General features: G+C 67.2%; 22 protein-coding genes. 11 read left to right on the top strand and 11 right to left on the bottom strand.

Features of this window, described 5'->3' with window-relative positions; all coding sequences use genetic code 11:
- Positions 1-2 precede the first annotated feature (2 nt).
- On the top strand, positions 3-935 hold the full coding sequence (locus tag RMCB_RS03975) for an NADP-dependent oxidoreductase (RefSeq protein WP_062827713.1): 933 nt from the start codon (positions 3-5) through the stop codon (positions 933-935).
- On the opposite strand, the gene RMCB_RS03970 is transcribed toward RMCB_RS03975, so the two are convergent.
- The 3 genes from RMCB_RS03970 to RMCB_RS03960 form a co-directional block, all read right to left on the bottom strand.
- Positions 916-1,500 (bottom strand): hypothetical protein, encoded by a 585-nt coding sequence (locus tag RMCB_RS03970; protein WP_062827712.1) that lies wholly within the window; start codon positions 1,498-1,500, stop codon positions 916-918. The two genes, RMCB_RS03975 and RMCB_RS03970, sit on opposite strands and share 20 nt — an antisense overlap.
- A gap of 275 nt (positions 1,501-1,775) precedes the next feature.
- Entirely contained in the window at positions 1,776-2,168 is a 393-nt protein-coding gene (locus RMCB_RS03965) for a hypothetical protein (RefSeq protein ID WP_131805482.1), read from the bottom strand.
- A 117-nt stretch (positions 2,169-2,285) separates the two neighbouring features.
- Complete coding sequence (locus tag RMCB_RS03960; RefSeq protein ID WP_062827710.1) at positions 2,286-3,530, bottom strand: MgtC/SapB family protein; 1,245 nt, start codon at positions 3,528-3,530, stop codon at positions 2,286-2,288.
- A gap of 104 nt (positions 3,531-3,634) precedes the next feature.
- On the opposite strand from RMCB_RS03960, the gene RMCB_RS03955 reads away from it, so the two are divergent.
- The 3 genes from RMCB_RS03955 to RMCB_RS03945 are packed head-to-tail and all read left to right on the top strand — an operon-like array spanning position 3,635 to position 5,145.
- Positions 3,635-4,213, top strand: coding sequence for a YdcF family protein (locus RMCB_RS03955; protein WP_062827709.1), 579 nt, complete (start codon positions 3,635-3,637; stop codon positions 4,211-4,213).
- A 47-nt stretch (positions 4,214-4,260) separates the two neighbouring features.
- The gene (locus RMCB_RS03950; RefSeq protein WP_234791983.1) at positions 4,261-4,524 is read left to right on the top strand and encodes a hypothetical protein; all 264 of its coding nucleotides are present in this window, start codon (positions 4,261-4,263) and stop codon (positions 4,522-4,524) included.
- Positions 4,525-4,557: 33 nt separating this feature from the next.
- Positions 4,558-5,145 (top strand): TetR/AcrR family transcriptional regulator, encoded by a 588-nt coding sequence (locus tag RMCB_RS03945; protein WP_062827708.1) that lies wholly within the window; start codon positions 4,558-4,560, stop codon positions 5,143-5,145.
- A 21-nt stretch (positions 5,146-5,166) separates the two neighbouring features.
- Here the strand turns inward: RMCB_RS03945 and hxlB are convergent, their stop codons facing one another.
- Genes hxlB through RMCB_RS03920 form a run of 5 tightly spaced genes read right to left on the bottom strand, consistent with a single transcriptional unit; the run spans position 5,167 to position 9,410 of the window.
- Positions 5,167-5,724 carry a 6-phospho-3-hexuloisomerase gene (gene hxlB / locus RMCB_RS03940; RefSeq protein WP_062827707.1) on the bottom strand — a complete coding sequence of 186 codons (558 nt, stop codon included), beginning with the start codon at positions 5,722-5,724 and terminating at the stop codon, positions 5,167-5,169.
- On the bottom strand, positions 5,721-6,350 hold the full coding sequence (locus RMCB_RS03935) for an orotidine 5'-phosphate decarboxylase / HUMPS family protein (protein ID WP_062827706.1): 630 nt from the start codon (positions 6,348-6,350) through the stop codon (positions 5,721-5,723). The genes hxlB and RMCB_RS03935 overlap by 4 nt, the downstream gene beginning before the upstream one ends.
- Positions 6,335-7,339 (bottom strand): sugar kinase, encoded by a 1,005-nt coding sequence (locus tag RMCB_RS03930; protein WP_062827705.1) that lies wholly within the window; start codon positions 7,337-7,339, stop codon positions 6,335-6,337. The genes RMCB_RS03935 and RMCB_RS03930 overlap by 16 nt, the downstream gene beginning before the upstream one ends.
- Complete coding sequence (locus RMCB_RS03925; protein WP_062827704.1) at positions 7,339-8,109, bottom strand: fumarylacetoacetate hydrolase family protein; 771 nt, start codon at positions 8,107-8,109, stop codon at positions 7,339-7,341. Before RMCB_RS03925 ends, RMCB_RS03930 begins: the two co-directional genes overlap by 1 nt.
- Positions 8,106-9,410, bottom strand: coding sequence for an MFS transporter (locus RMCB_RS03920; protein WP_029369804.1), 1,305 nt, complete (start codon positions 9,408-9,410; stop codon positions 8,106-8,108). Before RMCB_RS03920 ends, RMCB_RS03925 begins: the two co-directional genes overlap by 4 nt.
- A 153-nt stretch (positions 9,411-9,563) precedes the next feature.
- Here RMCB_RS03920 and RMCB_RS03915 point away from each other — a divergent pair, with 153 nt between their 5' ends.
- The 4 genes from RMCB_RS03915 to RMCB_RS03900 all read left to right on the top strand — a co-directional run bounded on the left by RMCB_RS03915 (position 9,564) and on the right by RMCB_RS03900 (position 13,580).
- The gene (locus tag RMCB_RS03915; protein ID WP_036424037.1) at positions 9,564-10,349 is read left to right on the top strand and encodes an IclR family transcriptional regulator; all 786 of its coding nucleotides are present in this window, start codon (positions 9,564-9,566) and stop codon (positions 10,347-10,349) included.
- Between the two features lie 146 nt (positions 10,350-10,495).
- The gene (locus RMCB_RS03910) at positions 10,496-11,848 is read left to right on the top strand and encodes a cytochrome P450 (RefSeq protein WP_062827703.1); all 1,353 of its coding nucleotides are present in this window, start codon (positions 10,496-10,498) and stop codon (positions 11,846-11,848) included.
- Entirely contained in the window at positions 11,845-12,729 is an 885-nt protein-coding gene (locus RMCB_RS03905) for an alpha/beta fold hydrolase (protein ID WP_062827702.1), read from the top strand. Before RMCB_RS03910 ends, RMCB_RS03905 begins: the two co-directional genes overlap by 4 nt.
- The gene (locus tag RMCB_RS03900; protein WP_062827701.1) at positions 12,726-13,580 is read left to right on the top strand and encodes an SDR family NAD(P)-dependent oxidoreductase; all 855 of its coding nucleotides are present in this window, start codon (positions 12,726-12,728) and stop codon (positions 13,578-13,580) included. The genes RMCB_RS03905 and RMCB_RS03900 overlap by 4 nt, the downstream gene beginning before the upstream one ends.
- A 67-nt stretch (positions 13,581-13,647) precedes the next feature.
- Here the strand turns inward: RMCB_RS03900 and RMCB_RS03895 are convergent, their stop codons facing one another.
- Positions 13,648-14,118: a DUF2834 domain-containing protein gene (locus RMCB_RS03895; RefSeq protein WP_062827700.1), complete on the bottom strand. Its 471-nt coding sequence runs from the start codon at positions 14,116-14,118 to the stop codon at positions 13,648-13,650.
- Positions 14,119-14,187: 69 nt separating this feature from the next.
- Between RMCB_RS03895 and RMCB_RS03890 the strand changes: the two genes are divergently transcribed.
- From RMCB_RS03890 to RMCB_RS03880, 3 genes are read left to right on the top strand one after another with little or no spacing between them, the layout of a single operon-like run.
- The gene (locus RMCB_RS03890) at positions 14,188-14,805 is read left to right on the top strand and encodes a TetR/AcrR family transcriptional regulator (protein ID WP_062827699.1); all 618 of its coding nucleotides are present in this window, start codon (positions 14,188-14,190) and stop codon (positions 14,803-14,805) included.
- A 48-nt stretch (positions 14,806-14,853) separates the two neighbouring features.
- Positions 14,854-16,416, top strand: coding sequence for a phytoene desaturase family protein (locus RMCB_RS03885; RefSeq protein WP_062827698.1), 1,563 nt, complete (start codon positions 14,854-14,856; stop codon positions 16,414-16,416).
- Between the two features lie 48 nt (positions 16,417-16,464).
- Entirely contained in the window at positions 16,465-17,451 is a 987-nt protein-coding gene (locus tag RMCB_RS03880) for a cytochrome c oxidase assembly protein (protein ID WP_062827697.1), read from the top strand.
- A gap of 3 nt (positions 17,452-17,454) precedes the next feature.
- On the opposite strand, the gene RMCB_RS03875 is transcribed toward RMCB_RS03880, so the two are convergent.
- Together RMCB_RS03875 and RMCB_RS03870 are read right to left on the bottom strand one after the other, a co-directional pair.
- The gene (locus tag RMCB_RS03875; RefSeq protein WP_062827696.1) at positions 17,455-20,718 is read right to left on the bottom strand and encodes a protein kinase domain-containing protein; all 3,264 of its coding nucleotides are present in this window, start codon (positions 20,716-20,718) and stop codon (positions 17,455-17,457) included.
- A 341-nt stretch (positions 20,719-21,059) separates the two neighbouring features.
- Complete coding sequence (locus RMCB_RS03870; RefSeq protein WP_062827695.1) at positions 21,060-21,878, bottom strand: DeoR/GlpR family DNA-binding transcription regulator; 819 nt, start codon at positions 21,876-21,878, stop codon at positions 21,060-21,062.
- Positions 21,879-21,981: the final 103 nt, after the last annotated feature.

Raw genomic sequence — 21,981 nt, 5'->3', positions numbered from 1 at the left:
CGATGCAAGCGATCGTCACGCAAGACCGTTCGGCCGGGATCTCGGGTCTCTCCCTGGCCGACATGCCCTATCCACATGCCGCCGAGAACGATGTCGTCGTCCGCGTCCATGCGGCCTCGTTTACGCCGGGGGAACTCGACTGGCCCGGAACATGGACCGACCGGGCCGGTCGCGACCGCACGCCGACCGTCCCCGGCCACGAGGTATCCGGCGTTGTCGTCGAATTGGGCTACGGCACAACCGGTTTGACCATCGGGCAACGTGTCTTCGGCATCACCGACTGGGCCCGCAACGGCACGCTCGCCGAATACGTTGCGGTAGAGGCGCGCAACCTCGCCCCGCTGTCCGCGGGCATCGACCACACCGTCGCGGCAGCGCTGCCGATCTCCGGTTTGACGGCATGGCAGGGACTTTTCGAGCACGCCCGGGTCGAAGCCGGCCAGACGGTGCTGATCCATGGCGCCGCGGGTGCCGTCGGCTCCCTCGCGGTGCAACTCGCGCACGATGCCGGGGTGCAGGTGATCGGCAGCGGGCGAGCTGGACAACGGGATGCCGTCTTGGGGCTGGGCGCCGATACCTTCCTGGACCTGGCGGCCGACGACCTCAAGGACGTCGGTGCGGTCGACGTGGTGTTCGACGTCATCGGTGGCGAGATTCTCGATCGCTCAGCCGAATTGGTGCGCCCCGGGGGCACGCTCGTCACCATCGTCGAACCACCGCGGGTGTATCCCGACAAGGCGACGGCGGTCTTCTTCGTCGTCGAACCGGATCGTAAGCAGTTGGCTGCGCTGGAGCGCCTGGTGCGTGACGGCCGGCTGTCCCCGAGCGTCGGGGCGGTGCTTCCGTTGTCCGACGCGCCGAAGGCGTTCGACCCGGCCGATCGTCGTCCGGGGAAGACGGTCATCACCGTGGCGGCTACGCCGGACGCTTGCTGATATCGGCGTTCTCGTCTTCCTGAATCGGCACGCCGTCGCTCTGTGAGGTCGATTCGATCGAGCCGATGGTGGAGTTCAGGTCTGTGACGCCGCTGGCATCGCCGCCCTTGAGCTTGTCGAACGCGGCCTTGACGGTGTCGCCGACCTTCGCCAGCGGCTTGATGAGCGCGCTGCACAGCTTGGGGTCGGCTTGGACGTCGTTGCTGGCCAGCCGGATTTCACGCTTGATGAAGAGGGCCGCCAGGCCGCCTTTGATGAACGCGGTGATCCGGCCGTTCGCGCCTGATTTGAATGTGCCTGCCTGATAAGGCTTCCACAGCCACCGATGGAAGATGCCGAAGGCCAGACCGCTGTGCATGACGAATTTCGTCTTGGCGAACGACGTGGTCGGCTGTGCCGGGCAGGACTCGGTGATGCCTGCCGCGTCGCTGGCATCGCCCGACGGATCCGCCGGGATCGATTGGGAGCTCGCTCCTGATGCGGCGTTGTGTTTGGACCCGCACCCGCCCATGAGCACGGCCAACGGAATCAACAAGACGGCGATCAGCCGCACCGCAACACTCATATACCCACCCCTGGCAAACAGTTGTAATCGGCCCCCACGGCAACGTAGCACGACCGCGCAGACACCTCCAGTGTGCGCGGAGCCTCGGTGTTGCTGCGCCCGATGCGTGCCGTGCGGTGCTTCGAAATCTGCTGACCAGAAAGCGAATTGCCCGGCTGTCGATAGCCTGTCAATTTCCTTGGGAAGAGCCGTGTGTCAACGGCCGGCAACTGCCATCGCGATCAGCGCGGCCTAACGCCAACGCGATGGCCGTGCTCGCCAGCAACCCGTGGTTGTCAGCCCTTGCCGGTGTGCGACACCACCCCGGTGGCATTGCGGGTGGCGATCGAATTGTTCTTGATCTGCGTCGGCGACATGCTGGTCTGCATCGGTGTCGCGGTGCCGTTGGCGGTGGTCTTGGCGCATGCCGTGTCGTACTGCGACGGCGCACCCGCGCCCTGCCGAGCGCTGTTGTAGGCCTGTCCACCTTTCCCGCCGAGCGGACTGTTGATGCCGCCCTCGTTGAACACCGAACCCGGAGATGTCGCCGAATTGCCGGGTGTGCCACCGCCGTTGGCTTCGATGCTCTGACAATTGTTGTTGTGAGTCGTGTTGTCCGCGTAAACCGGCGCCGCGGTGCCGATCAGGGCGATGCCCGCCATGCAACCTGCTGCCAATAGCGTGCGCATCGTTATCACCTGCCTGTGTTGGGGACGTGCTCTTTCGCACGCCCGTACCTAGGTGACACGGCACGAGAGGGTTTGGCGTTCAATGTCGGCGGGAATCCGCTTGGCCGGACGGACCGTTCAGACCAGGGTCACGGCCAAGGTGAGCGCGACGCCGAACACGATTGTGGGAGCGGCCATTCCGGCCAAGAACGCCAGCCCGAAGCGACGGCCTCCCGAGGTGAAGGCCAGTATCGTCTTGACGAGCAGGTTGGAGCCCAAAGCTGCACCGATCGCGATCAGCGTGGCATCGACCGTGACCGCGCCGGTGGCGGCCAGGCTCGCAGCGGCAACCGCACCGGCATGCGCGTCGGCCAGGCCCGCGGCGAACGCGGTGAGCACCAGCCCGTTGGGGCCGAGCACGTCGGCCGCCCAGCGGCTGACGAGCAGTGCCACGGTCAGCACCGCGGCCAGCACGATCGCGGGCCGCAGCGCGAAGGGGCGGCTCGTGGGCTGAGCCGGGGCTTCGTGGGTGTCCTGTTCGGATCCGCCTGCGCCCCGGTAGACGAACGCGGCGACAGCCACCAGCACGAGCGCACCGGCGACGACCGGGGGCCACAGGCGCCGCAGGACATCGATGTCGACCACGCCGATGACCATGAGCAGCTGCACGAACGTGGCCAGGCTCGCCACGAGCGCGCTGGCCAGCGGGGCACGCAGGCCGGCTTCGGTTCGGCTGAGCCTGCCCATCGATGCGGTCGTCGCGCTGGCTGAGACGAAACCACCGGCCATCCCGGTGACCAGCAGACCGCGCTGCGGGCCGAGGGCGCGCACACCGATGTAGCCCACCCAGCCGATACCGGTGAGAAGGACGACGAGCAGCCACACCTTCGCCGGGTTGAGCACGCCGTACGGACCGAGCGGCCGGTCGGGCAGGAGCGGCAGGATCACGAACGCCACGACGAAGAACTTGATCGCATCCTCAAGTTCGATCTCGCTGACAACCTCGCGGATGAAGCGGTGGATGCGGGCCTTGGACACCAGCAGGCCGGCGACGACGACGGCGAGTGCCACGGCCTCGGCCGGGCGGCCATAAGCGAGGGCCCCGAGCAGATAGGCCACAAGCCCGGCGATCTCCGTGGTGGTTCCGGGATCGTCGGTGCCGGTGCGCACGTAGGCGGCCGTCATCAATGCGGCGACGCCGATCGCGCCGGCCGCAACGGCCCACGGGTCGATCGCGGCCGCGACGGCTCCGGCCAGCGCCAGCAGCGCGAATGAGCGAGAGCCGGCCGGCAGAGTGCGGGTGTGGCTGCGTTCCCGCTCAAACCCGAGCAGCAGCCCGATGGCCAGTGCGACCAGGAACGGCACGAAATGCAGCCAGCTCACGACGCTCACCCTAAGCGGTCAAATTCACCACATCTACCCGATCGGTAACATCAGGCTCACGGGTAACGACAAGCACAGGTGTCGCAGCTGTTTGGGGGAATCAGATGACACGTCGCTTGAAAATCGGTGTCGCAACGGCGGTTTTCGCGATAGCCGTCGCGTGCGGAGGGCTCACCTCGAGCATTGCATCGGCGGCACCGCCGCCCGCAGGCAAGGACTTCTCGAAGCCGGCCATCGTCATCCTCGGCTACGGACTCAAGCCCGACGGCTCGATGCGCACGATCCTCTACCACCGCGTGCTCACCGGTCTGGCGATCGCCCAGGCCTTTCCGCAATCGCCCGTCATCGTCACCGGCGGTAACCCGCAGAACGGTCGGACCGAGGCGTCTCAGATGCGCAATCTTCTTCTCACCCTGGGCTTTCCGGCCAACCGGATCATCGTCGAGGACAAGGCGAGCAGCACCGTGCAGAACGCGCAGTTCTCGGTTCCGCTGGCCAAGGCGGCAGGCACCTCAGGCATCATCCTGGTGACGTCGTCGACGCATCAGGGCCGTGCCGACCAGAACTTCGCCGATGCCGGCGCAAACATGCTGGCCACGGTGAGCTTCCCCGACGGCAACCCGTCGGTGAACATCGCCCAATTCGTTCGGGATGTGCTGAGCCCGATGACGGCCATCGGCTGAAACAGCGCGACTACGCTACGGATATACGCCGAGGAAAGCGTGACGAGATGGCTCACTGTGCGTGGCTGTTCCGGGGCCTGTTGAGCTGCTGGGTCGTCGCGCTCGTCCTCGCCCCCGCAGCCGCCGCCGAGCCGTCGGATACCGACAGCACCGACGTGCGCTCGGGCGGCCCGGTACCTATCGTCAACGGCGTCCCGTGTGTCGCCGGACATCTGGGGACCTGCCTGGGTTTCCTGCAGAACAATCCGCCCGGCCTGAACGCGACGGTGCCGCAGTCCGGCGTCGGTCACAGTCCGACGGTCCGCCGCTGAGAGGCGGGCAGGTCAGTACCATGGCTGCCCGGGATGAGTGACGCTGACAAGACCGACTTCCGTGCGCGCCTGCTGGAGGCACTCGAAGAGTCGATAGCCACCGACGGGTACCAGAAGACGACGGTCGCCGACATCGTGCGCCGGGCGCGTACCTCGCGGCGGACTTTTTACGAGCACTTCGCCAGCCGTGAGGAGTGTTTCGTGGCGCTGCTGACCGCCGCCAACGCGGAGCAGGTGCAGAAGATCGCCGCCGCGGTGGATCCGCACGCGCCGTGGCGAGAGCAGGTCCGCCAGGCCGTCGAGGCCTGGATCGCCTCGGGTGAGTCGCGACCGGAGCTGATGCTGAGCTGGATCCGCGACGTACCGGCGCTGGGTGCGACGGCGCGGGACCTGCAACGCGAGGTCATGGAGAACTTCGTGGTGATGGTGCAGGCGATGACCGACACCGAGGAATTCCACAGCGCCGGTGTCGAGGTGTCGCGGCCGCGGGCGATCATGCTGCTGGGCGGCCTGCGGGAGCTGACGGCGAACACCGTCGAGAACGGCGGGTCGATGAGCGATATCGCCGAGGAGGCAGTCAACGCCTCCATCGCTCTGCTGACCCCGCCGCGCTCCCACTGACCTCGGAAGCGGTGCCGCAGCTTATTCGGTGTTGGCGTGGGCGGCCCGCGCCGCCGCGTTGTCCACCTCGCGCAATGTCGCCAGCCGCAGGCACACCGCGTCGAACACGATGTGGCACACCTGGTCGAACAGGCTGGAGAGCGGCTGAATGGTGGCCGCCTCACCGGGTTTGCGGTATTTGGTGGCCGCGGGGATGTGCACGACTGTCGCGGCGGTGGCCGCCAGCGGCGAATCGGGATCGGTGGTAACCGCGATCACCCGGCCCCCGACGGCATTGGCCTGCTCCGCCGCACGAACCGTGCTCGCGGTCGTGCCCGATCCGGACACCGCGACGAGCAGATCCTCGCCGCCCAGGGCGGGCGTTGTGGTCTCGCCGACGACGTGGACCGGCACGCCCAGATGCATGAGCCGCATCGCGAAGGCCTTGGCCATGAAGCCCGAGCGGCCCTCGCCCGCCACCACGACATGGCTTGCCGAGTTGAGCTCATCGGCGACGGTGTCGAGCGGCGTGTAGTCGAAAGTGCCGAGCACACCGCGTATTTCGCCGAGGATGGTGGATACCAGTTCTGCGCTCGTCATCGCAGCGCCTCCGCAGCGGCCGCCGCGCGCAGCTCCTGCACCGCGGCAAGCGGATCGGGACTGGAGGTCACCGCCGAACCCACGATCACGCGAATGTCCCTGCCCGCCAACGCAGGCATGTCGGCGACCCCGAGGCCGCCGGCCACTGCGATCCTGCGGCCGTCGGCCCACGGCCCCAGCTGGCTGAGCGGCGTGGCGCCGTGGCCCTGTGCGTCCTTGCTGACGTGCGCCGCCAGCACGATGTCGGAGGGCAACCGCTCGGCCAACACCGCACGCGCGGCGCTGTCGAGGCCCATCAGATCGACGACGAGTTCGCGCCCGCGCTCGTCGGCGACCTGTACTGCGGTGTCGATCGTGGTGGCCGGCGCCAGTCCCAGCACGGTCGCCGACCGGGCCCCGGCGTCGTAGGCCATCGTCAGTTCCCACCGCGCGTCGTCGGCGATCTTGAGATCCGCGAGCACCGGCGTGTCACCCGCTGCGGCGGCCACGGCGGTCAGAAACGCCGCGCCCTCACGCTTGATCATCGACGTGCCGACTTCGATCCAGTCGACGTGCGGGGCCACTGCGGCGGCGACGTCGAGCGCCGTGGCGGCGGGCATGCGGTCCAGGGCTATCTGCAGTTCCATGCGGAAACGGTTCCTTTTCGTAGGGTGGGTTCGCAGTGAGGACGGGCGGCGGCGAGAAACGCGTCAAGGGCGGCACGGGTCGGCAACCCGTCCTTGTCGCCGGGAGATGTGGTGGCCAACGCGCCGACGGCGCTGGCCCGCGCCAGCGCTGCTTCGGGGTCAAGGCCGTCGAGGTGCGCGCTGATCAGCCCGGCCGCGAAACCGTCACCCGCGCCGACCGTGTCGACCACGGTGACTGGAAACACCGGGCGACGCCATACGCCGTCGGTGGTGTGGATGGCCGACCCGCGGCTGCCGTCCTTGATGACGACGCGGGAAACACCTTGCCGCAGATAGTGTTCGGCTACCCCGGACGCGGTTGCGGCCCCGGTGAGCAGTACCCCTTCGGCGAGCCCCGGCATGACCCAGTCGCAGCGGCCGGCCATGTCGTTGATGACCGTCGTCATCTCGTTCTCCGACGCCCACAGTGCCGGACGGAGATTGGGGTCGAACGAGATGGTGGCTCCCGCGCTGCGGGCCACGTCAACCGCGTGGAACGCGAACGCCCGGGTGGTTTCCGAGAGCGCCAACGGGATACCCGTCAGGTGCAGGTGCCGGGCACTTGCCAGATAAGTGTCGGTGGCCTCGGACGCCGCAAGCCGGCTGCCTGCCGAGTTCTTCCGGAAGTACACCACCTCCGGATCGCCGCCCTGCGCCATGCTTTTCAGCTGGAACCCCGTGGCTGCGGTGTCGTCGGTGCCGATCAGCGACACGTCGACGCCTTCGGCCGCCAGTTGTTCGACGGCGAACTGACCGATGGGGTCGGCCCCGATCCGCCCGACCCAGCCGACCCGGTGTCCGAGCCGGGCCAGCCCGGTCGCGACGTTGGCTTCCGCGCCCGCCAGCGCGAGCTCGAAGCCGCGCACCTGGTGCAGCGGGCCGGGCGAGGTCGCCACGAACATGCCCATCATCTCGCCGAAAGTGACCGCGTCGAGCGTGTGTGGGCTCATCACGCCACCTCCCTCTGAGACTCGGCCGCCACGACCGGGTTGCGAAGTTCGCCCACGCCCGCGACGGCGGCGGTGACCGTCGACCCGGCCGTGATGGCTCCGGTGCCACCGGGTGCTCCCGTGAGGACCACGTCGCCGGGGTGCAGCGTCAGCACGCTGGTGACGTAGACCAGGCATTCGAGCACCGACCGAGCCAAATCGGCGGTGCCTGCGGGCTGCAGGTCGATCCCGTCCACCTGAAGGCTGATCTGCAGATCGTCCGGGTCGACGCCGGCGGCGATCCATGGCCCGAGTGGTGTCCAGCCGTCAAAACCCTTGGCCGCGAACCATAGTGGGTCACTGTGTTGCAGATCGCGGGCGGTGACGTCGTTGGCGACCGTGATACCGAGGATGTGCTCCGCAGCGTTGGACAAGGTCAGTCGTGTTGCGGTGCAGCCGATCACGACCGCGAGCTCTGCTTCGGCGTCGACTCGGCCCAGCCCTGTCGGCAGGGGGATCGGCGACCCGGGCCCGATGACGGTCGTGGCTGGCTTGAGGAAAGCCTGCGGCGGCAGCTGCCGATCAGCAGGCCCGGTGTTGTGTGCCATGCCGACGACCGTGCGCGGTGCGACCGGCGCCAGCAGCCGGGCATCACGGCTCGGCACCACGGTTCCGTTGTGGCGCAAGCATTTTACGAACGGATCATCGATCAGCGCGTAGCCGTCGGGCTCGACCGTGGCGTGGTCGATACCGCCCGGATGGGCGATCCGGGCGATCCTGCGGGCGGTCATGCGGCAATCCGCTGGTTGGCTGCGGCGGTCGGCTTCGGGGCCTTGACCAGGAACATGATGCCCGCCGCCACCAGCAGGCAGGCCGCCATCAACAGGAACGAGGCATCGGTGGAGTTGGTGAGCCCGTTGAGCCAACCGACCAGGTAGCTGCCCGCGAATCCGCCGACCGCGCCCAGCGAGTTGACCAGCGCGATGGACGGCGCGGCCTGATCGCGGGGGAGAAGTTCGGGGATGTGTGCGAAGTAGGGCCCGTATGGGGCATACATGCAGGCGCCCGCGACCGCCAGGAGCGCGAACGCGACCCAGAAGTGGTCTCCGGCGACGTAGGAGCCGTAGAACGCGAGCCCGCCGACCAGCAGCCACGGCCACACGCAGCGTCCGCGGCGTCCAGTCTTATCCGAGATCCGCCCATTGAGCAGCATGGCGACCACCGCGAACGCATAGGGCACCGCTGCGATCAGGCCCGTCGAACCGATGCCCTGCCCGGTGCCGTTCTTGACGATCGAGGGCAGCCAGAACACGAAACCGTAGATGCCGAGGCTCCACAGGAAGTACTGGATGCTCAGCAGCACCACATTGCGCGAGCGGAGGGCCTGCAGATAGCCGCCCGGCGACTTCTGGAACCCGCGCTGTTCGGCGTCGAGCGTCTCGAGCAGGGTGCGCTTCTCGGTCTCGCCGAGCCAGGTGGCCTGTTCCGGGCGGTCTTGGACCAGCTTGCGGAATACAAAGGCCCACAGGATCGCCGGGAGCCCTTCGAGGATGAACATGCCGCGCCATGACGTCGCCTCGATCAGGTAACCCGACACCGCGGTGAGCCACAGCACGGTCACCGGATTGCCGAGGATCAGGTAGGTATTGGCGCGTCCGCGTTCAGCTTTGGTGAACCAGTGCGACAGGAAGATCACCATCGCAGGCAGTACCGCGGCCTCGACGACGCCGATCAGGAATCGCACGATGATCAGCAGGGCAGCGCTGTGCAGCACGCCCTGCACGGTGGCGAGCACACCCCACAGGATCAGAGACCAGAAGATCAGGTTCTTGACGCTGCGGCGCTCTGCGTAGATCGCACCTGGAATTTGGAACAGGAAGTAGCCCAGGAAGAACGCGGCGCCGATGAGTGCCGAGATGCCGCTGGAGATCGCGAGATCTTCCTTCATGCCGCCGGCGATGCCGACCGAGAAGTTCGATCGGTCGAGGTACGCCAGCGAGTAGGTGATGAACACGATCGGCAGCAGCCGCGACCAGCGCTGGGTGCCGATGACTGCTCCGCCGGAGGCGGGCGTGCTGGAGGTTTCGGCCACCGCGGGCTCCTTTCCAAAATATCTTCCGCTATATGGAAGTAGCTTCCATAACATAGAACACACTGACAGACGCCTGTGACCCACGTCAAGTATGTCTTCCGAAGTGTGGATGAGTCTTCCGCATTGCGGAAGTGTTAGTGCTACAGTGGCGGCGTGACCAGCGCCGCCAACGATCAACCCGTCAGCCGCACCGACATGGTGGGTAAGGCGCTGTGTGTCATGCGGGCGATCGGGGACGGTCCGCTCGACGGCCGGACCTTGACCGAACTGGCCCGGGAGACGGGCTTTCCGCTCTCCACGGTGCACCGCCTGGTCGCCACGCTGGCACGCGAAGGCTATGTCGAATGCGACGAGCAGTCCAAGCGATACCGCGTCGGCCTGACGGTTTTCGCACTGGCGCAACGTGTTTCGGCGGCACGCGGCTATGACGGGGTGGCGCTTCCCGTCCTGCGGCGCCTTGCTGCCGAGACCAAGGAGTCGACGTTGATGTCGGTGCTCGACGGCACGAACCAGTTGTACCTGCACCACATCCACGGACCGCGGCAGATCAACGTGATCGGTGAGCCGGGCACGCGCGGGCCGCTGCACTGCACGGCCATGGGCAAGGTGCTGGTGGCCTACGCGCCGCGCGCGCAGTCGGCGGAGTTGGTGGCGACGCTTGAACTACCCAAGCTGGGGCCCAACACCATCACCGATCGGGACGCCTTCGCCGCGGAGATCGCCCGGGTGCACGCCGGCGGTTACGCCGTCGCCGACGAAGAGCACGAGCAGGGCATCGGAGCGGTGGGCGTCCCGGTGCTCGGCGCCGACGGCGTGGCCATCGCCTCGATCTCGGTGGCAGGCCCGTCATTTCGGCTCTCGCGCGATGAGTTGGTCGCCATGGTGCCCGCCTTGACCGCGGCCGCCCATGAGCTCGCGCTCAAGCTGCCCGCCCGGTAGTTTCCCGGGCCCGGTCGGGCAGTCGCAGAATCCCCGGCTTTGCAGGCCTGATGCGATTCCGTGTCTGCTCGTGGGGCGAATGCCTTGCCTCGCCCGGTACCGGCGCGTACCGTAGTCGGTACTTTGCAGTACCAAGGAGGTTCGGCATGGCGGAAGCGACGTCGGATCCGGTGCGGTTGCCGCCGGGTCCGCGGATCCCCAAGATCGCGCTCGGTATGGCGTTCCTGGCGCTGCGGCACCGGGTGATCACCATTCTGGGCCGCCGATACGACGGTGCCTACACCATCGACCTGCCGATCTTCGGCAGAACCGTGGTGCTCAGTGACCGGGCTCTGGTCAAAGACCTGTTCACCACCAGCGGTGATCTGGTGCACCGGGCGTCCAATCTCGGGGCCGTGCTGGGGCCCGGCTCGACGTTCAGTCTGGACGGCCCGGCTCATCTGCAACGCCGCAAGCTGCTGGTGCCGGCGTTCCACGGCAAGCGGATGGGTGGCTACGAAGCCATCGTCGAGGAGGAGGTGCGTCGCGAAATCGCCGGTTGGCCGATCGGTATCGAATTCGAGACGCTGGAACCGATGATGCGCATCACGCTCAACGCGATCCTGCGTGCGGTGTTCGGCGCCCGGGGTGCCGCGCTGGACGAGCTGCGCGAATTGCTTCCGCCAATGGTGCCGCTGGCCTCGCGCATGGTCGTGATGCCCGCACGGTTACGCCGCGACCTCGGACCGTGGAGTCCGTGGGGGCGGGTCGAGCGGTCCCGACGCCGCTACAACGAAATCATCGCCGATCTCATCGCCGAGGCGCGGTCGGACCCGGATTTCGCCGACCGCAACGACGTTTTGGCGCTCATGCTGCACGCCCGCTATGAGGACGGTTCGGCGATCACCGACAGTCACATCGCCGACGAACTGCTGACCCTGCTGACGGCCGGCCACGAGACCACGGCGACCACGCTGGCCTGGACCATCGAGCGGCTGCGTCGTCACCCCCGGTTGTTGTCGCGGTTGACCGCCGAAGCCGACGCCGGCGGTTCGGAGCTACGGCAGGCCACCATCTGGGAGGTGCAGCGCACGCGCCCCGTCATCGAGGCCACCGTGCGGGTGTCGCGAGCCCGGATCAAACTGGGGGACTGGGTGATTCCTGAAGGCACAACCATCATCGTCGGCATCGCGGCGTCACACGAATCCGAGCGCAACTTCGCCGACCCGGCAACGTTCGATCCCGACCGGTTCCTGGGCGCCACGCCGGACACCTACACCTGGATACCCTACGGCGGCGGGATCCGCCGGTGCATCGGCGCTGCCTTCGCGAATATGGAGATGAACGTGACGCTGGCCACGCTGCTGCGTGAATTCGAGTTCGGCACAACCTATTCCGCAGGAGAGCGGCGGCACTCCCGGGGCGTGGCCATCGCGCCCGGTGACGGCGGGCGGGCAGTGGTGTATCCGCGAACCCCGGTGGTGCGTGCGCCCGTCGTGGCTGAGCAGGTGTCGGCATGACCGGGCAGCACATCGTCGACGTCGGTCGCGGAATCTCCTTGTGCTACGAGCAGTTCGGCGAACCCGCCGACCCGCCCATCGTATTGATCGCCGGGTTGGGGCAGCAGTTGCACTCGTGGCCGGACGGTTTGGTGGCCGAACTGGTTTCGCGGGGCTACCACGTGACGCGCTTCGACAATCGTGATGTCGGGCGTTCCACTCACATGTCGTTCCGGCCGCCGGGTCCCTTGGCCATCGTCAGGGGCGGCAACGATCCCCGGCAGTACCACCTCGGCGACATGGCGCGTGACACCGTGGGCTTGCTTGATGCCCTTGGATTCTCGGACGTCCATCTGGTCGGCGTGTCGATGGGCGGCATGATTGCCCAGACCGTCACCGCGCACTATCCGGGTCGCGTGCGAACGCTGACCTCGATCATGTCGAACACTGGCGCACCCCGCATCGGCAGGCCTGCGCCGTCGACCTGGTTCCGGATGGCGACCCGGCGGCCTGCGCGGACACGTGCCGAGGCGGTCGACGCCGCGGTCAAGATTTTCCGGCACATCGGCTCGCACGGGTTCCCGTTCGACGAGGACTGGGTGCGCGAGAAGGCTGGCGCCGACTGGGATCGCGACCGTTCGGCCGCGGGGACGCCGCGCCAGCTCGCGGGCATTTTCGCGTCTGGTGACCGCACCGCCGAACTGGCTCAGATCGATGTTCCGACGTTGGTGATCCACGGTGACCGCGACCGTATGGTGCACCCCACCGGTGGCGCGGCCACCGCAAGGGCGATCCCGGGAGCGCGGCTGGAGACCATCGTCGGCATGGGCCACGATCTGCCGCGGGGCGCCTGGAACCAGTTGGCGGATCTCATCACCAAACACACCAAGGAGCATCTGTGAGCAAGCGTCGAACCATCAGCGGCCGCACGATCGTCATCACCGGAGCCGCCTCCGGCATCGGACGCGCCCTGGCGCAACGCCTTTCGGCGCATTCCTGCCCCGTCGCCATCGCCGACGTCGACGAGGTCGGCCTCAAGGAGACCGAAGCGAGCCTGCCCGGCCCGGTGCTCACCCGGGTGCTCGACGTGCGCGACGCCACCGATCAGCGTTCGTTCGCCGAGGAGGTCGCCGACTGGGCACCGCAACCGCTGGGAGCGGTGTTCAACAACGCGGGCGTCGCGGTCGCTTCGAATGTGCTCGACGCCGTGCCCGAGGACGATCAGTGGTTGTGGGACATCAACTTCCACGGCGTGGTCAACGGGACGCGGGCCTTCCTGCCGATCCTGGTCAAGCAGGACGAAGGCGTGATCGTCAACACCTCCAGCGTGTTCGGGCTGGTCGGGATGCCGAGTCAAAGTGCGTATTGCTCGGCCAAATTCGCGGTGCGCGGATTCACCGACGCGTTGCGCCAGGAGCTTCGGGGCACCGGGGTGTCGGCGGTGAACGTGCATCCGGGCGGCATCAACACCAACATCGTGCGTAACGCCCGCTTCCGCAAGGACCCGGAAGGCCGCGGCCGCAGCCAGTCTCAGATGGCCGATGAGTTCGCCGCGATCACCCTGACACAGCCGGACAAGGCCGCCGAGATCATCCACCGCGGCGTCGAGGCGGGCAAGGCGCGAATCCTGGTGGGGCCGGACGCCTACGTGTTCGACGCACTGGCCCGCATCGCTCCCACCCACTATTACGACGTGATCGGCTTCGCGCAGTCGCGGTTGCGTGGCCGGGCGCGGGCTCAGGCTGCGCGGTAGCGGTCAGCCGTGCAGCCGGCGATAGGCCTGTGCCTTCCGACAGTCGTAGGTGCCGTCCAGGGACGGCTCAGCCCACGGGAATGCCCGATTCCTGGTGGCGGCGTTGCCGTTCGGCGGTGGCCAGGTAGAACGCCCAGGCGAAGGCGAAATTGGTGAACAGGCTGGACACGAAAAACAGCCAGGGGTAACGGATTCCGCGTCTGCGGCCGTCGACGATGGTGAACAGCGGAAGCAGGATCACGTTGCCGACGGTGTAGTCGGAGCTTGCCGAGCCCGCAGCCGGGTTGGCGTACCCGAGGCGCAGGAATTCGCCCCAGGAGCCCTGCCCCAAGAAGGGGTTGGCGGCGTATTCGTACACGTAGCGGATGTTGAAGTACCAGGTCAGCGGGAGTGACGCGATACCGACGACGTAGAACACGGCCTCCAGTGCCGACACTTTCGGGCCTGTGCGCACGCGGGTGAAGACCGCCGGGTTCAACCGGACGATCAGCGCGATGGTGATGATGCCCAAGACCGCGTGGACGATCAGCGAGACCATAGCCGAGTGTCACCACTCGAGGAAAGTTTTGTCAATATTGACATTGCTGAGATGCGGTAGGTTACCCGCATGGTCCGCCCGGCACAGACCGCGCGCAGTGAACGCACCCGTGAGGCGCTGCGTCAGGCTGCGCTGGTGCGGTTCCTGGCCCAGGGCGTCGAGGAGACCTCGGCCGAGCAGATCGCTGCCGACGCCGGGGTGTCCCTGAGGACCTTCTACCGGCACTTCACCTCCAAGCACGATCTGCTGTTCGCCGACTACGACGCCGGCCTGCACTGGTTTCGTGCCGCGCTGGCCGACCGTCCGCGCGGCGAATCGGTGATCGACTCAGTTCAATCGGCAATCCTGGCTTTCCCGTACGACGTTGACGCGGTGACCAAGATCGCCGCGATGCGGGCTGCCGAGCTGGACCCCGGCCGGATCGTCCGGCACATCCGACAGGTGGAGGTGGATTTCGCCGACGCGGTCCGAGAACGGCTGGCCCGGGACGATCCGCCGGGGCCGGGTGTCGATGATCAGCTGCGGCTCACGGTCGCCGCGCGGTGTATTGCCGCTGCGGTGTTCGGGGCGATGGAGTTCTGGATGCTCGGTGACGAGTCGGGGGAGCGGTCGCTGCCCGAGTTGGCGCGGTTGTGCCGGGCCGCGCTGGAGTCGTTGCGGGGCGGTGTCATCCCAGCCTCCGGGTGATGTTTTGTCATTATTGACAAAAGATGGTGACCGTGTCAGCCTCAGCCGATGGCGGATTTCGACGCGATCGTCATCGGCTCCGGTCACAACGGGCTGACGGCCGCGGCGTTGCTGCAGCGCGCCGGGCTGCACACCGTGTGCCTCGAGGCCAAGCGCTACGCCGGCGGGATGGCGTCCACGGTGGAATTGTTCGACGGCTACCGGTTCGAGATCGCCGGCTCGCTGCAATTTCCCACCTCGGCGGTGGTGAGCCGGGAACTGGGCCTGGACACGCTGCCCACGATCGACCTCGAGGTGATGTCGGTGTCGCTGCGCGGCACCGGAGATCCCCCGGTCGTCTACTACGCCGACCCGATGAAGATGCTCACCCATCTCGGCGAGGTGCACGGCGCGGATGCGGTCATGGGCATGGCCGGACTGATGGCGTGGAGCCAGGCCCCGACGCGAGCGCTGGGCCGCTTCGATGCTGCCCGGCCGCCGCGCAGCATCGACGAGATGTATGCCTGCGCCACAACCGAACTCGAACGCTCGGCCATCGACGATCTGCTGTTCGGGTCGGTCAGCGACGTGCTGGACCGCTACCTGCCAGACCGTGAGAAACACGGAGCGCTGCGCGGCATGCTGGCTTTCCTGGCCGTCAACACCACCTACCGGGGCCCTGAAACCCCGGGCAGCGCAGCCGCACTGGCGTACGGGCTGGCGGTACCCGACGAGAACGCCATGCTGATGAAAAAACTCGCGGGCGGTATCGGTGCGCTCACCCAACACCTGCACGGTCTGCTCATCGACGGCGGCGGTGAAGTGCGGCTCAACACCTCGGTCGCGGAGATTCTCGTCGACTCCGGTCGCGTCACCGGCGTACGGCTGGCGGATGGGTCGACGCTCACCGCTCCCGTGGTGGTCTCCGCCGTCGCCCCGGACCTCACCATCAACCGACTGCTCGCATCGGATGCCGTGCCCACCGAGATGCGGGACCGGTACGCCCGCGTCGACCATCGGGGCAGCTATCTGCAGATGCATTTCGCGCTCGATGGGGCACCCACTTTCGCAGCACCGTACGAGTTGCTCAACGATCCCGAAATGCAAGCGGCCATCGGCATTTTCAGCACGCCGGAGGATCTGCAGCAGCAGTGGCAGAACGCCAGGAAGGGGATCGTCCCCGAAGATCCGGCCATCGCCTTCCAGATTCCGTCCGCACACGACCCGACGCTGGCGCCCGCGGGCAAGCATGCGGCCTCCGCGTTCGCGCTGTGGTTCCCGGTCGAGGAATCCGCGTCGAGCTACGGAGAGATAAAAGCCGAGATGGGCAAGCGGGTCATCGACAAGATCACGCGGCTGGCCCCCGATTTCGAAAGCCGGATCATGCTGCACACCACCTTCACGCCCCGTCACATGGGAACCATGTTCGGTGCCCCCGGCGGGGACTACTGCCACGGCCTGATCCACCCCGAGCAGATGGGACGCAACCGCCCCGGCCCGCGCGGACACGTCGATCAGCCGATTCCCGTCGCCGGTCTGTATCTGGGCAGCGCAGGTTGCCACGGTGGACCGGGCATCACCTTCATCCCCGGTTACAACGCCGCCAAAGCTGTTCTCGCCGACACCGCCTGACAGCCGACACACGGCCGACTGACAGGTATCGGTCGCATACTGTCGCCCATGCGAACCGAGGTCGGACCCCTGACGTTCCAGGCCGTCCTGACGTCGTGGCAGTTCGACGCGGTGTCGGTGGTCGTGGTTCTGGCGCTGGCGGTTGGTTACGGGTGGTGCGTGCGGCGCAGCGGTCTGCGCGGCAGGCCCGTGTGGTGTTTCGGCGTCGCCATGGTCCTCTGGCTACTGGCCACGGTCAGCACGATCGGGGTCTACGCCTACGTGCTGTTCTGGGTACGCGCTCTGCAGGTGGTGCTCCTGCTGCTGGTCGTCCCGTTCTTCCTCGCCTCGGCGACGCCGGTCACCGCGCTGCGTGCCGCCCTGCCTCCGGCGGGCCGCGACAGGCTGGACCGGCTGCTGGCGGGACGGTTGGCGCGGGTGCTGCTGCACCCGGCCACCACATCGATCGCCATGCTCGGCACGCCCTGGCTGCTGTACCTGACTCCGTGGTACACCACCGCGTTGCAGCAGCCCGCGGTGGGGGCGGGCACCCGAATACTGTTGGTGCTCATCGGGTTCGGCTACTTCTACGCGCGCCTGCAGGCCGATCCGGTGCCGCGGCGGTACTCCCAGCTGATCTCGCTGCTGATCAGCGTGGTGGAGTCGATCGGCGATGGTGTGCTCGGTATCGTGCTGTGGCTCGGGCCGCTGATCGCCCCCGCGTACTACGCGGCGCTGCAACGGGATTGGGGCCCGAGCGCGCGGATGGACCAGGTGATCGGCGCAGGTGTGCTGTGGATCCTCGGCGACGTGCTGGGCGTGCCGTTCCTCATCGTATTGATGCGTGCACTGTCGGCTGACGAGAAGGCACATGCCGCCGAGGTCGACGCCGAGTTGGACCGTGCCGAGGCCGCCCAGGCTGCCGAAGCGGAGAAAGCGGCCGAAACCGACAGGGCCGACGAACCGGGAGAAGCCAAGGCCGCCGAGGAGCCGGCCCGCCCTGCGCTGTGGTGGGAAGCCGACGAGCAACTGGCCCAACGGTTCCGGCGCCGCTGACGGTCAGGGAGTCCCGAAACCCGTTTCGCGCTGTTCGACGACCCATACCGCGATCTGGGTGCGGGAGATGAAGCCCAGCTTGCCGAGAATGTGCTCGATGTGGGCCTCCACGGTGCGGCGCGCGATCAACAGCTTCGCGGCGATTTCCTTGTTGGTCTTGCCTTCGGCGATCAGGGCGGCGACTTCGTTTTCCCGTGGGGTCAGCGCACTGTCCGGTCGCGGTGAGGCGGCCGCGGCCGGCGCGGGTTCGTCGAGTGCGTATCGGATCGCGCCGTCCGTGTGCATCTGGTGGCCACGGCCGAACTCCGCGTCGTATGCCTTGCGCCCGAGCGCTTTCTGCACGCGCTCCTGCTGCTGTTCGTGCACCGAGACGAGGTGGCGCATGCCGAACAGCGGTGCCCCGGTCCGCCGCCACAACCGGTCGGCCGCGCCGAGCAGGCGGGCCGCGCGTCCGGGCACCGGCTCGTCACCGGCTGCCCAGGCCAGGATCTCCAGGCAGAAGGCGATCACCCACTGCTCACTGAACTCCCGGGCCAGCCGCAAGCTGTCCCGCGCCGAGTCGGCGGCCCCCGCGGCATCACCGTGCAGCCACGCGACCAGCGCGCGGTCCCACAACATGTACGACTTCAGCCAGCGCTCGCCGAGACTGTCGCACAACTCGACGGCGTCCGTGCAGACCTGCATGGCCGGCTCGGTGTCACCGAGCAATGCGGTGACACCGACCAGGTAGAAGCTGGTGTCGAGGATGCCGAGCCTGCTACCGGTGGCGCGGTGCAGGTCCAGGGCTTCGGCGAGCAGACGCCGCGCCGCAGGCAGGTCTCCCTCGGACATCTTCGTCATGCCGTCCAGTTGCACTGCCCACGCGGCGGCATCGGCGTCGCCGAGTTGCGCGGCGAGCGGCGCGCATTCCTCGAGCATCGCCCTGGCCGCGACGATGTTCTCTTCAAGTGTGGACAGGTATCCGGCCACCCACAGCGCGCGGGCGCGAGTACCACTGGGCTGGGTGTCCAGTGCGAGCCCGCGTTCCAGCCAGCGGCGCCCCTCGGAGGTCAGCCCCGTCGCGATCCAGAAGAACCACAAGGCGCTGGCCATCTGCAGGCCGGCGGCGGCCTCGTCCGGTTCCGTGAAGCAGAACTCGAGCGCGGCACGGATGTTGCCGTGTTCGTGCTGCAGCGCACTGAGTCGTCGCGCCTGATCGGGGCTCAGCCACTGCGCGTGGGCCTGTTCGACGAGGTCGGCGAAGTAGTCGCGGTGGCGTCTGCGCTGCGCTGGTTCTCCGCCGTCGGCACGCAGCCGTTCGAGCCCGTACTGGCGGATGGTCTCCAGCAGCCGGTACCGCTGATGATCGTCGACCTGTTCGGCGATCACGATCGACTTGTCCACCAGCGTCTCCAGCACCCCGAGCACGTCCCACTCGTCGAGCTCGTCGCTCGAGCAGATCGCTTCCGCTGCGGACAGGCTGAATCCGCCGGAGAACACCGACAGCCGTGCCCACAGCAGCCTTTCCTGCTCCGAGCACAGCGCATGGCTCCATTCGAGCGACGCCCGCAGCGTTTGATGCCGCGGCAGCACCCTCGGGCTGCCCCCGGTGAGCAAGCGGAAGCGGTCCTCGAGCCGATGCAGGATCTCCGTGGGCGAAAGGGCGCGCAGCCGCACGGCCGTCAGCTCGATCGCCAGGGGAATGCCGTCCAGCCGCTGGCAGATGCGTGAGATCGTCTCGGCGTTGTCCTCGGTCAGCGCGAAGTCGGGCTGCACCGCGGTGGCCCGGTCGACGAAGAGGGTCACCGACTCGTACTGGCCGAGCGCTTCGGGTGGCAGCCGCGCCTCGTCGGGCATGGACATCGTCGGAATCTGGAAGATGTGTTCCCCGGTCAGGCCCAAGGCCTGCCTGCTGGTGGCGAGGATGCGCACCCCGGCCGCGCCGTGCAGCACCGCCTCGGTGATCACGGCGCAGGCGTCGCGCAGGTGCTCGCAGTTGTCCAACACGAGCAGCAGGTTTCTGTCCGACAGGTACTCCACCAGGGCGGGTGTCGGCAGTCGCCCGCTGCGGTTGTGCAGCCCGAGCGTGCTCGCGATGGTCTGGGCGAGCAGGGCCTCGTCCTTGAGTTCGGCCAATTCGACGAACCACACGCCGTCGCGAAATGTGCGCTGCAGATCCGCGGCGACCCGCTGGGACAGCCTGGTCTTGCCTGCGCCGCCGACGCCGGTGAGGGTGACGAGCCGCGACGTCGAGAGCAACCGCTTGATCTTGGCGATGGCGCGTCGACGTCCGATGAAATTGGTCAGCTCCGCCGGAAGGTTGCCCTTGGGACGGGCACCCGACGGCGATTCGGCTTTCCACGACGTGTCCTGCCCGGCTGCCCCCAGTTCGGACTGCACGGGCATGTCGTCGACTGCGAAGCCGTGGCGGCGTTGAGCCTCACGCAGCTCCTGCCCCAGTTCCGCAGCCGATGGCCGCCGCTGCGGGTCGGCGGACATCGCTTGTTCGATGATCGCGCTGACGTCCTCGGGGATGCCGTGCTCCCGGAGGTTCGGGACAGGCTCGTTGGTGATCCTCATGAACTGGGCCACCACTTGTTCTCCGCTGCGCCGTTCGTAGGCGGCGTGACCGGTGAGCGCCGCGAACAAGGTCGCGCCCAGGCCGTAGACGTCGGCGGCCGGAGTGGGCGGATGGCCCAGGATGGTCTCCGGCGCGGCGAAGGCGGGAGAACCCGTCACGATGCCGCCGGCGGTCTCGAAACCTCCCGCGACGTGTGCGATGCCGAAGTCGGTCAGGGCCGGCTCGCCGTAATCGGTGAGCAGGACGTTCCCCGGTTTGACGTCGCGGTGCACGATGCCGAGGCGGTGCGCGGTGTCCAGGGCGCCTGCCAGCTTCACCCCGAGCCGCAGCGCGTCTTTCAGCGGGAGCGGACCGTGACCACGGATCCGCGAGTGCAGCGAGTCCCGAGGGTGGTACGGCATGACGAGGTAGGGATGGCCGTTGTCGGTGGTGCCCACCTCGAGGACATAGACGATGTTGGGATGTCCTGTCATCCGGCCGACCGCGCGCTGCTCGCGGTAGAACCGCGCACAGTTCTCCTCGTCGAGGTCGGCCGTGAGGACCTTGACCGCCACGGTGCGGTCAAGCGAGGGCTGGGTGCACCGGTAGACGACGCCGAAACCACCGCGGCCGATCTCGACGGCGTCTTCGAATCCGGCCGCTGCCAGATCTGCCGTGACGGAGCCCGAAACATCGTGCTGCGTCGCGAACGGATCGACATCGGCCATCGTTACCTCGATTCATCCGAGACGCCGGCCCAGCTGCAACATCAGCAATATCGCGATGGATCTATGCCTAAGCATATCTCCGCCCAATGCGGGCAAACCCTCCGCACCATAACCGTTGACGCACTGCGTCGGGCCGATTTGCGGTGCGTCGGTTGTGAGCTCGCCTGGACCGATCCGACCGTGGCAGAGTTGCCCGCCGGACTCACCGAGCATCCGTCATCGGCTGTGAAATGCCTGTGCGGCAACCGATTTCAGTGATGCATGGGCTAGCGGGCGCGCAGCGACGGGCAACGATGAGCAGCGGAATCGGACCAGCACCAGCCGCGACGAAGGACGCAATCTCACACAAGAAGTACGTCGATGCCCAATCCACGCAATGTCTCGATCTCGCCGGGATCCGCGTCGGCGTCGGTCACCAATGTGGTGATCGCGGTGGCGGGTGCGATAGGGGTGAACCCGCGCACTCCGATCTTGGTGGAATCTGCGACCACGATGGTCCGCCGCGAGCGTTCGATGATGGTGGTACCGACCTCCGCGACGAGTTGATGTGGTGTGGTTAGTCCGCCTGCCGCAGTCAGTCCGTCACAGCCGATGATTGCCACTTCAGCGTTGAGCGCCTTGAGACTGGCGATCGCCTGTGGTCCGACGAACGCCATATACGACGGCAGGTATGTCCCGCCGACGGCGACCAGGTGTGGCTCGTTCCAGGAACTGACCTCGTTGATCACCGGCAGCGCGGTGGTGACGACGGTCAGGGTGGCGCGTGTCTCTGCGTCCAAGGCCGCGGCGACCTTGGACACCGTTGATCCTGAGTAGAAGAACGCGATTCGTTCGTGACGTATGAGTTCGGCGGCTGCGCGGGCAATCTTGGCCTTCGTTTGGGCGTTCCGTCGCTCCGATTCGAGATAGACACGCGATGAGGTTGCCGCGCGTACCTTCATCGCTCCTCCGCGCACCCGGGTGACGAGGCCGCGTTCTGCGAGGATCTGAAGGTCACGGCGCAAGGACATTCCGGTGACGCCGAACTCCTCGGCCAGTTCGGCGACCGATACCGAATCCTGTTCCTGAAGCCGATCCAGGATCAACTGCCGGCGTTCGGCTGCGTCGGCTTTGCCTGACTCAGGCTCGTCGGACCCGGCAGGCACGACTCGGTTGGGCACGGCAAACCTTACTTGTCGGGCTCGCGCAGCGGTAAAAGATGTTCGTACGAACACCCGCATGCTAACACTTGAACGTCTAAGTCAAGTTAATGAACAAGTATGG

Source organism: Mycolicibacterium brisbanense, from assembly GCF_001570425.1.
GTDB classification, from domain to species: domain Bacteria; phylum Actinomycetota; class Actinomycetes; order Mycobacteriales; family Mycobacteriaceae; genus Mycobacterium; species Mycobacterium brisbanense.
Note: the sequence above shows the minus strand (reverse complement) of the source record. Positions and strands in the feature narration are given on the sequence as shown.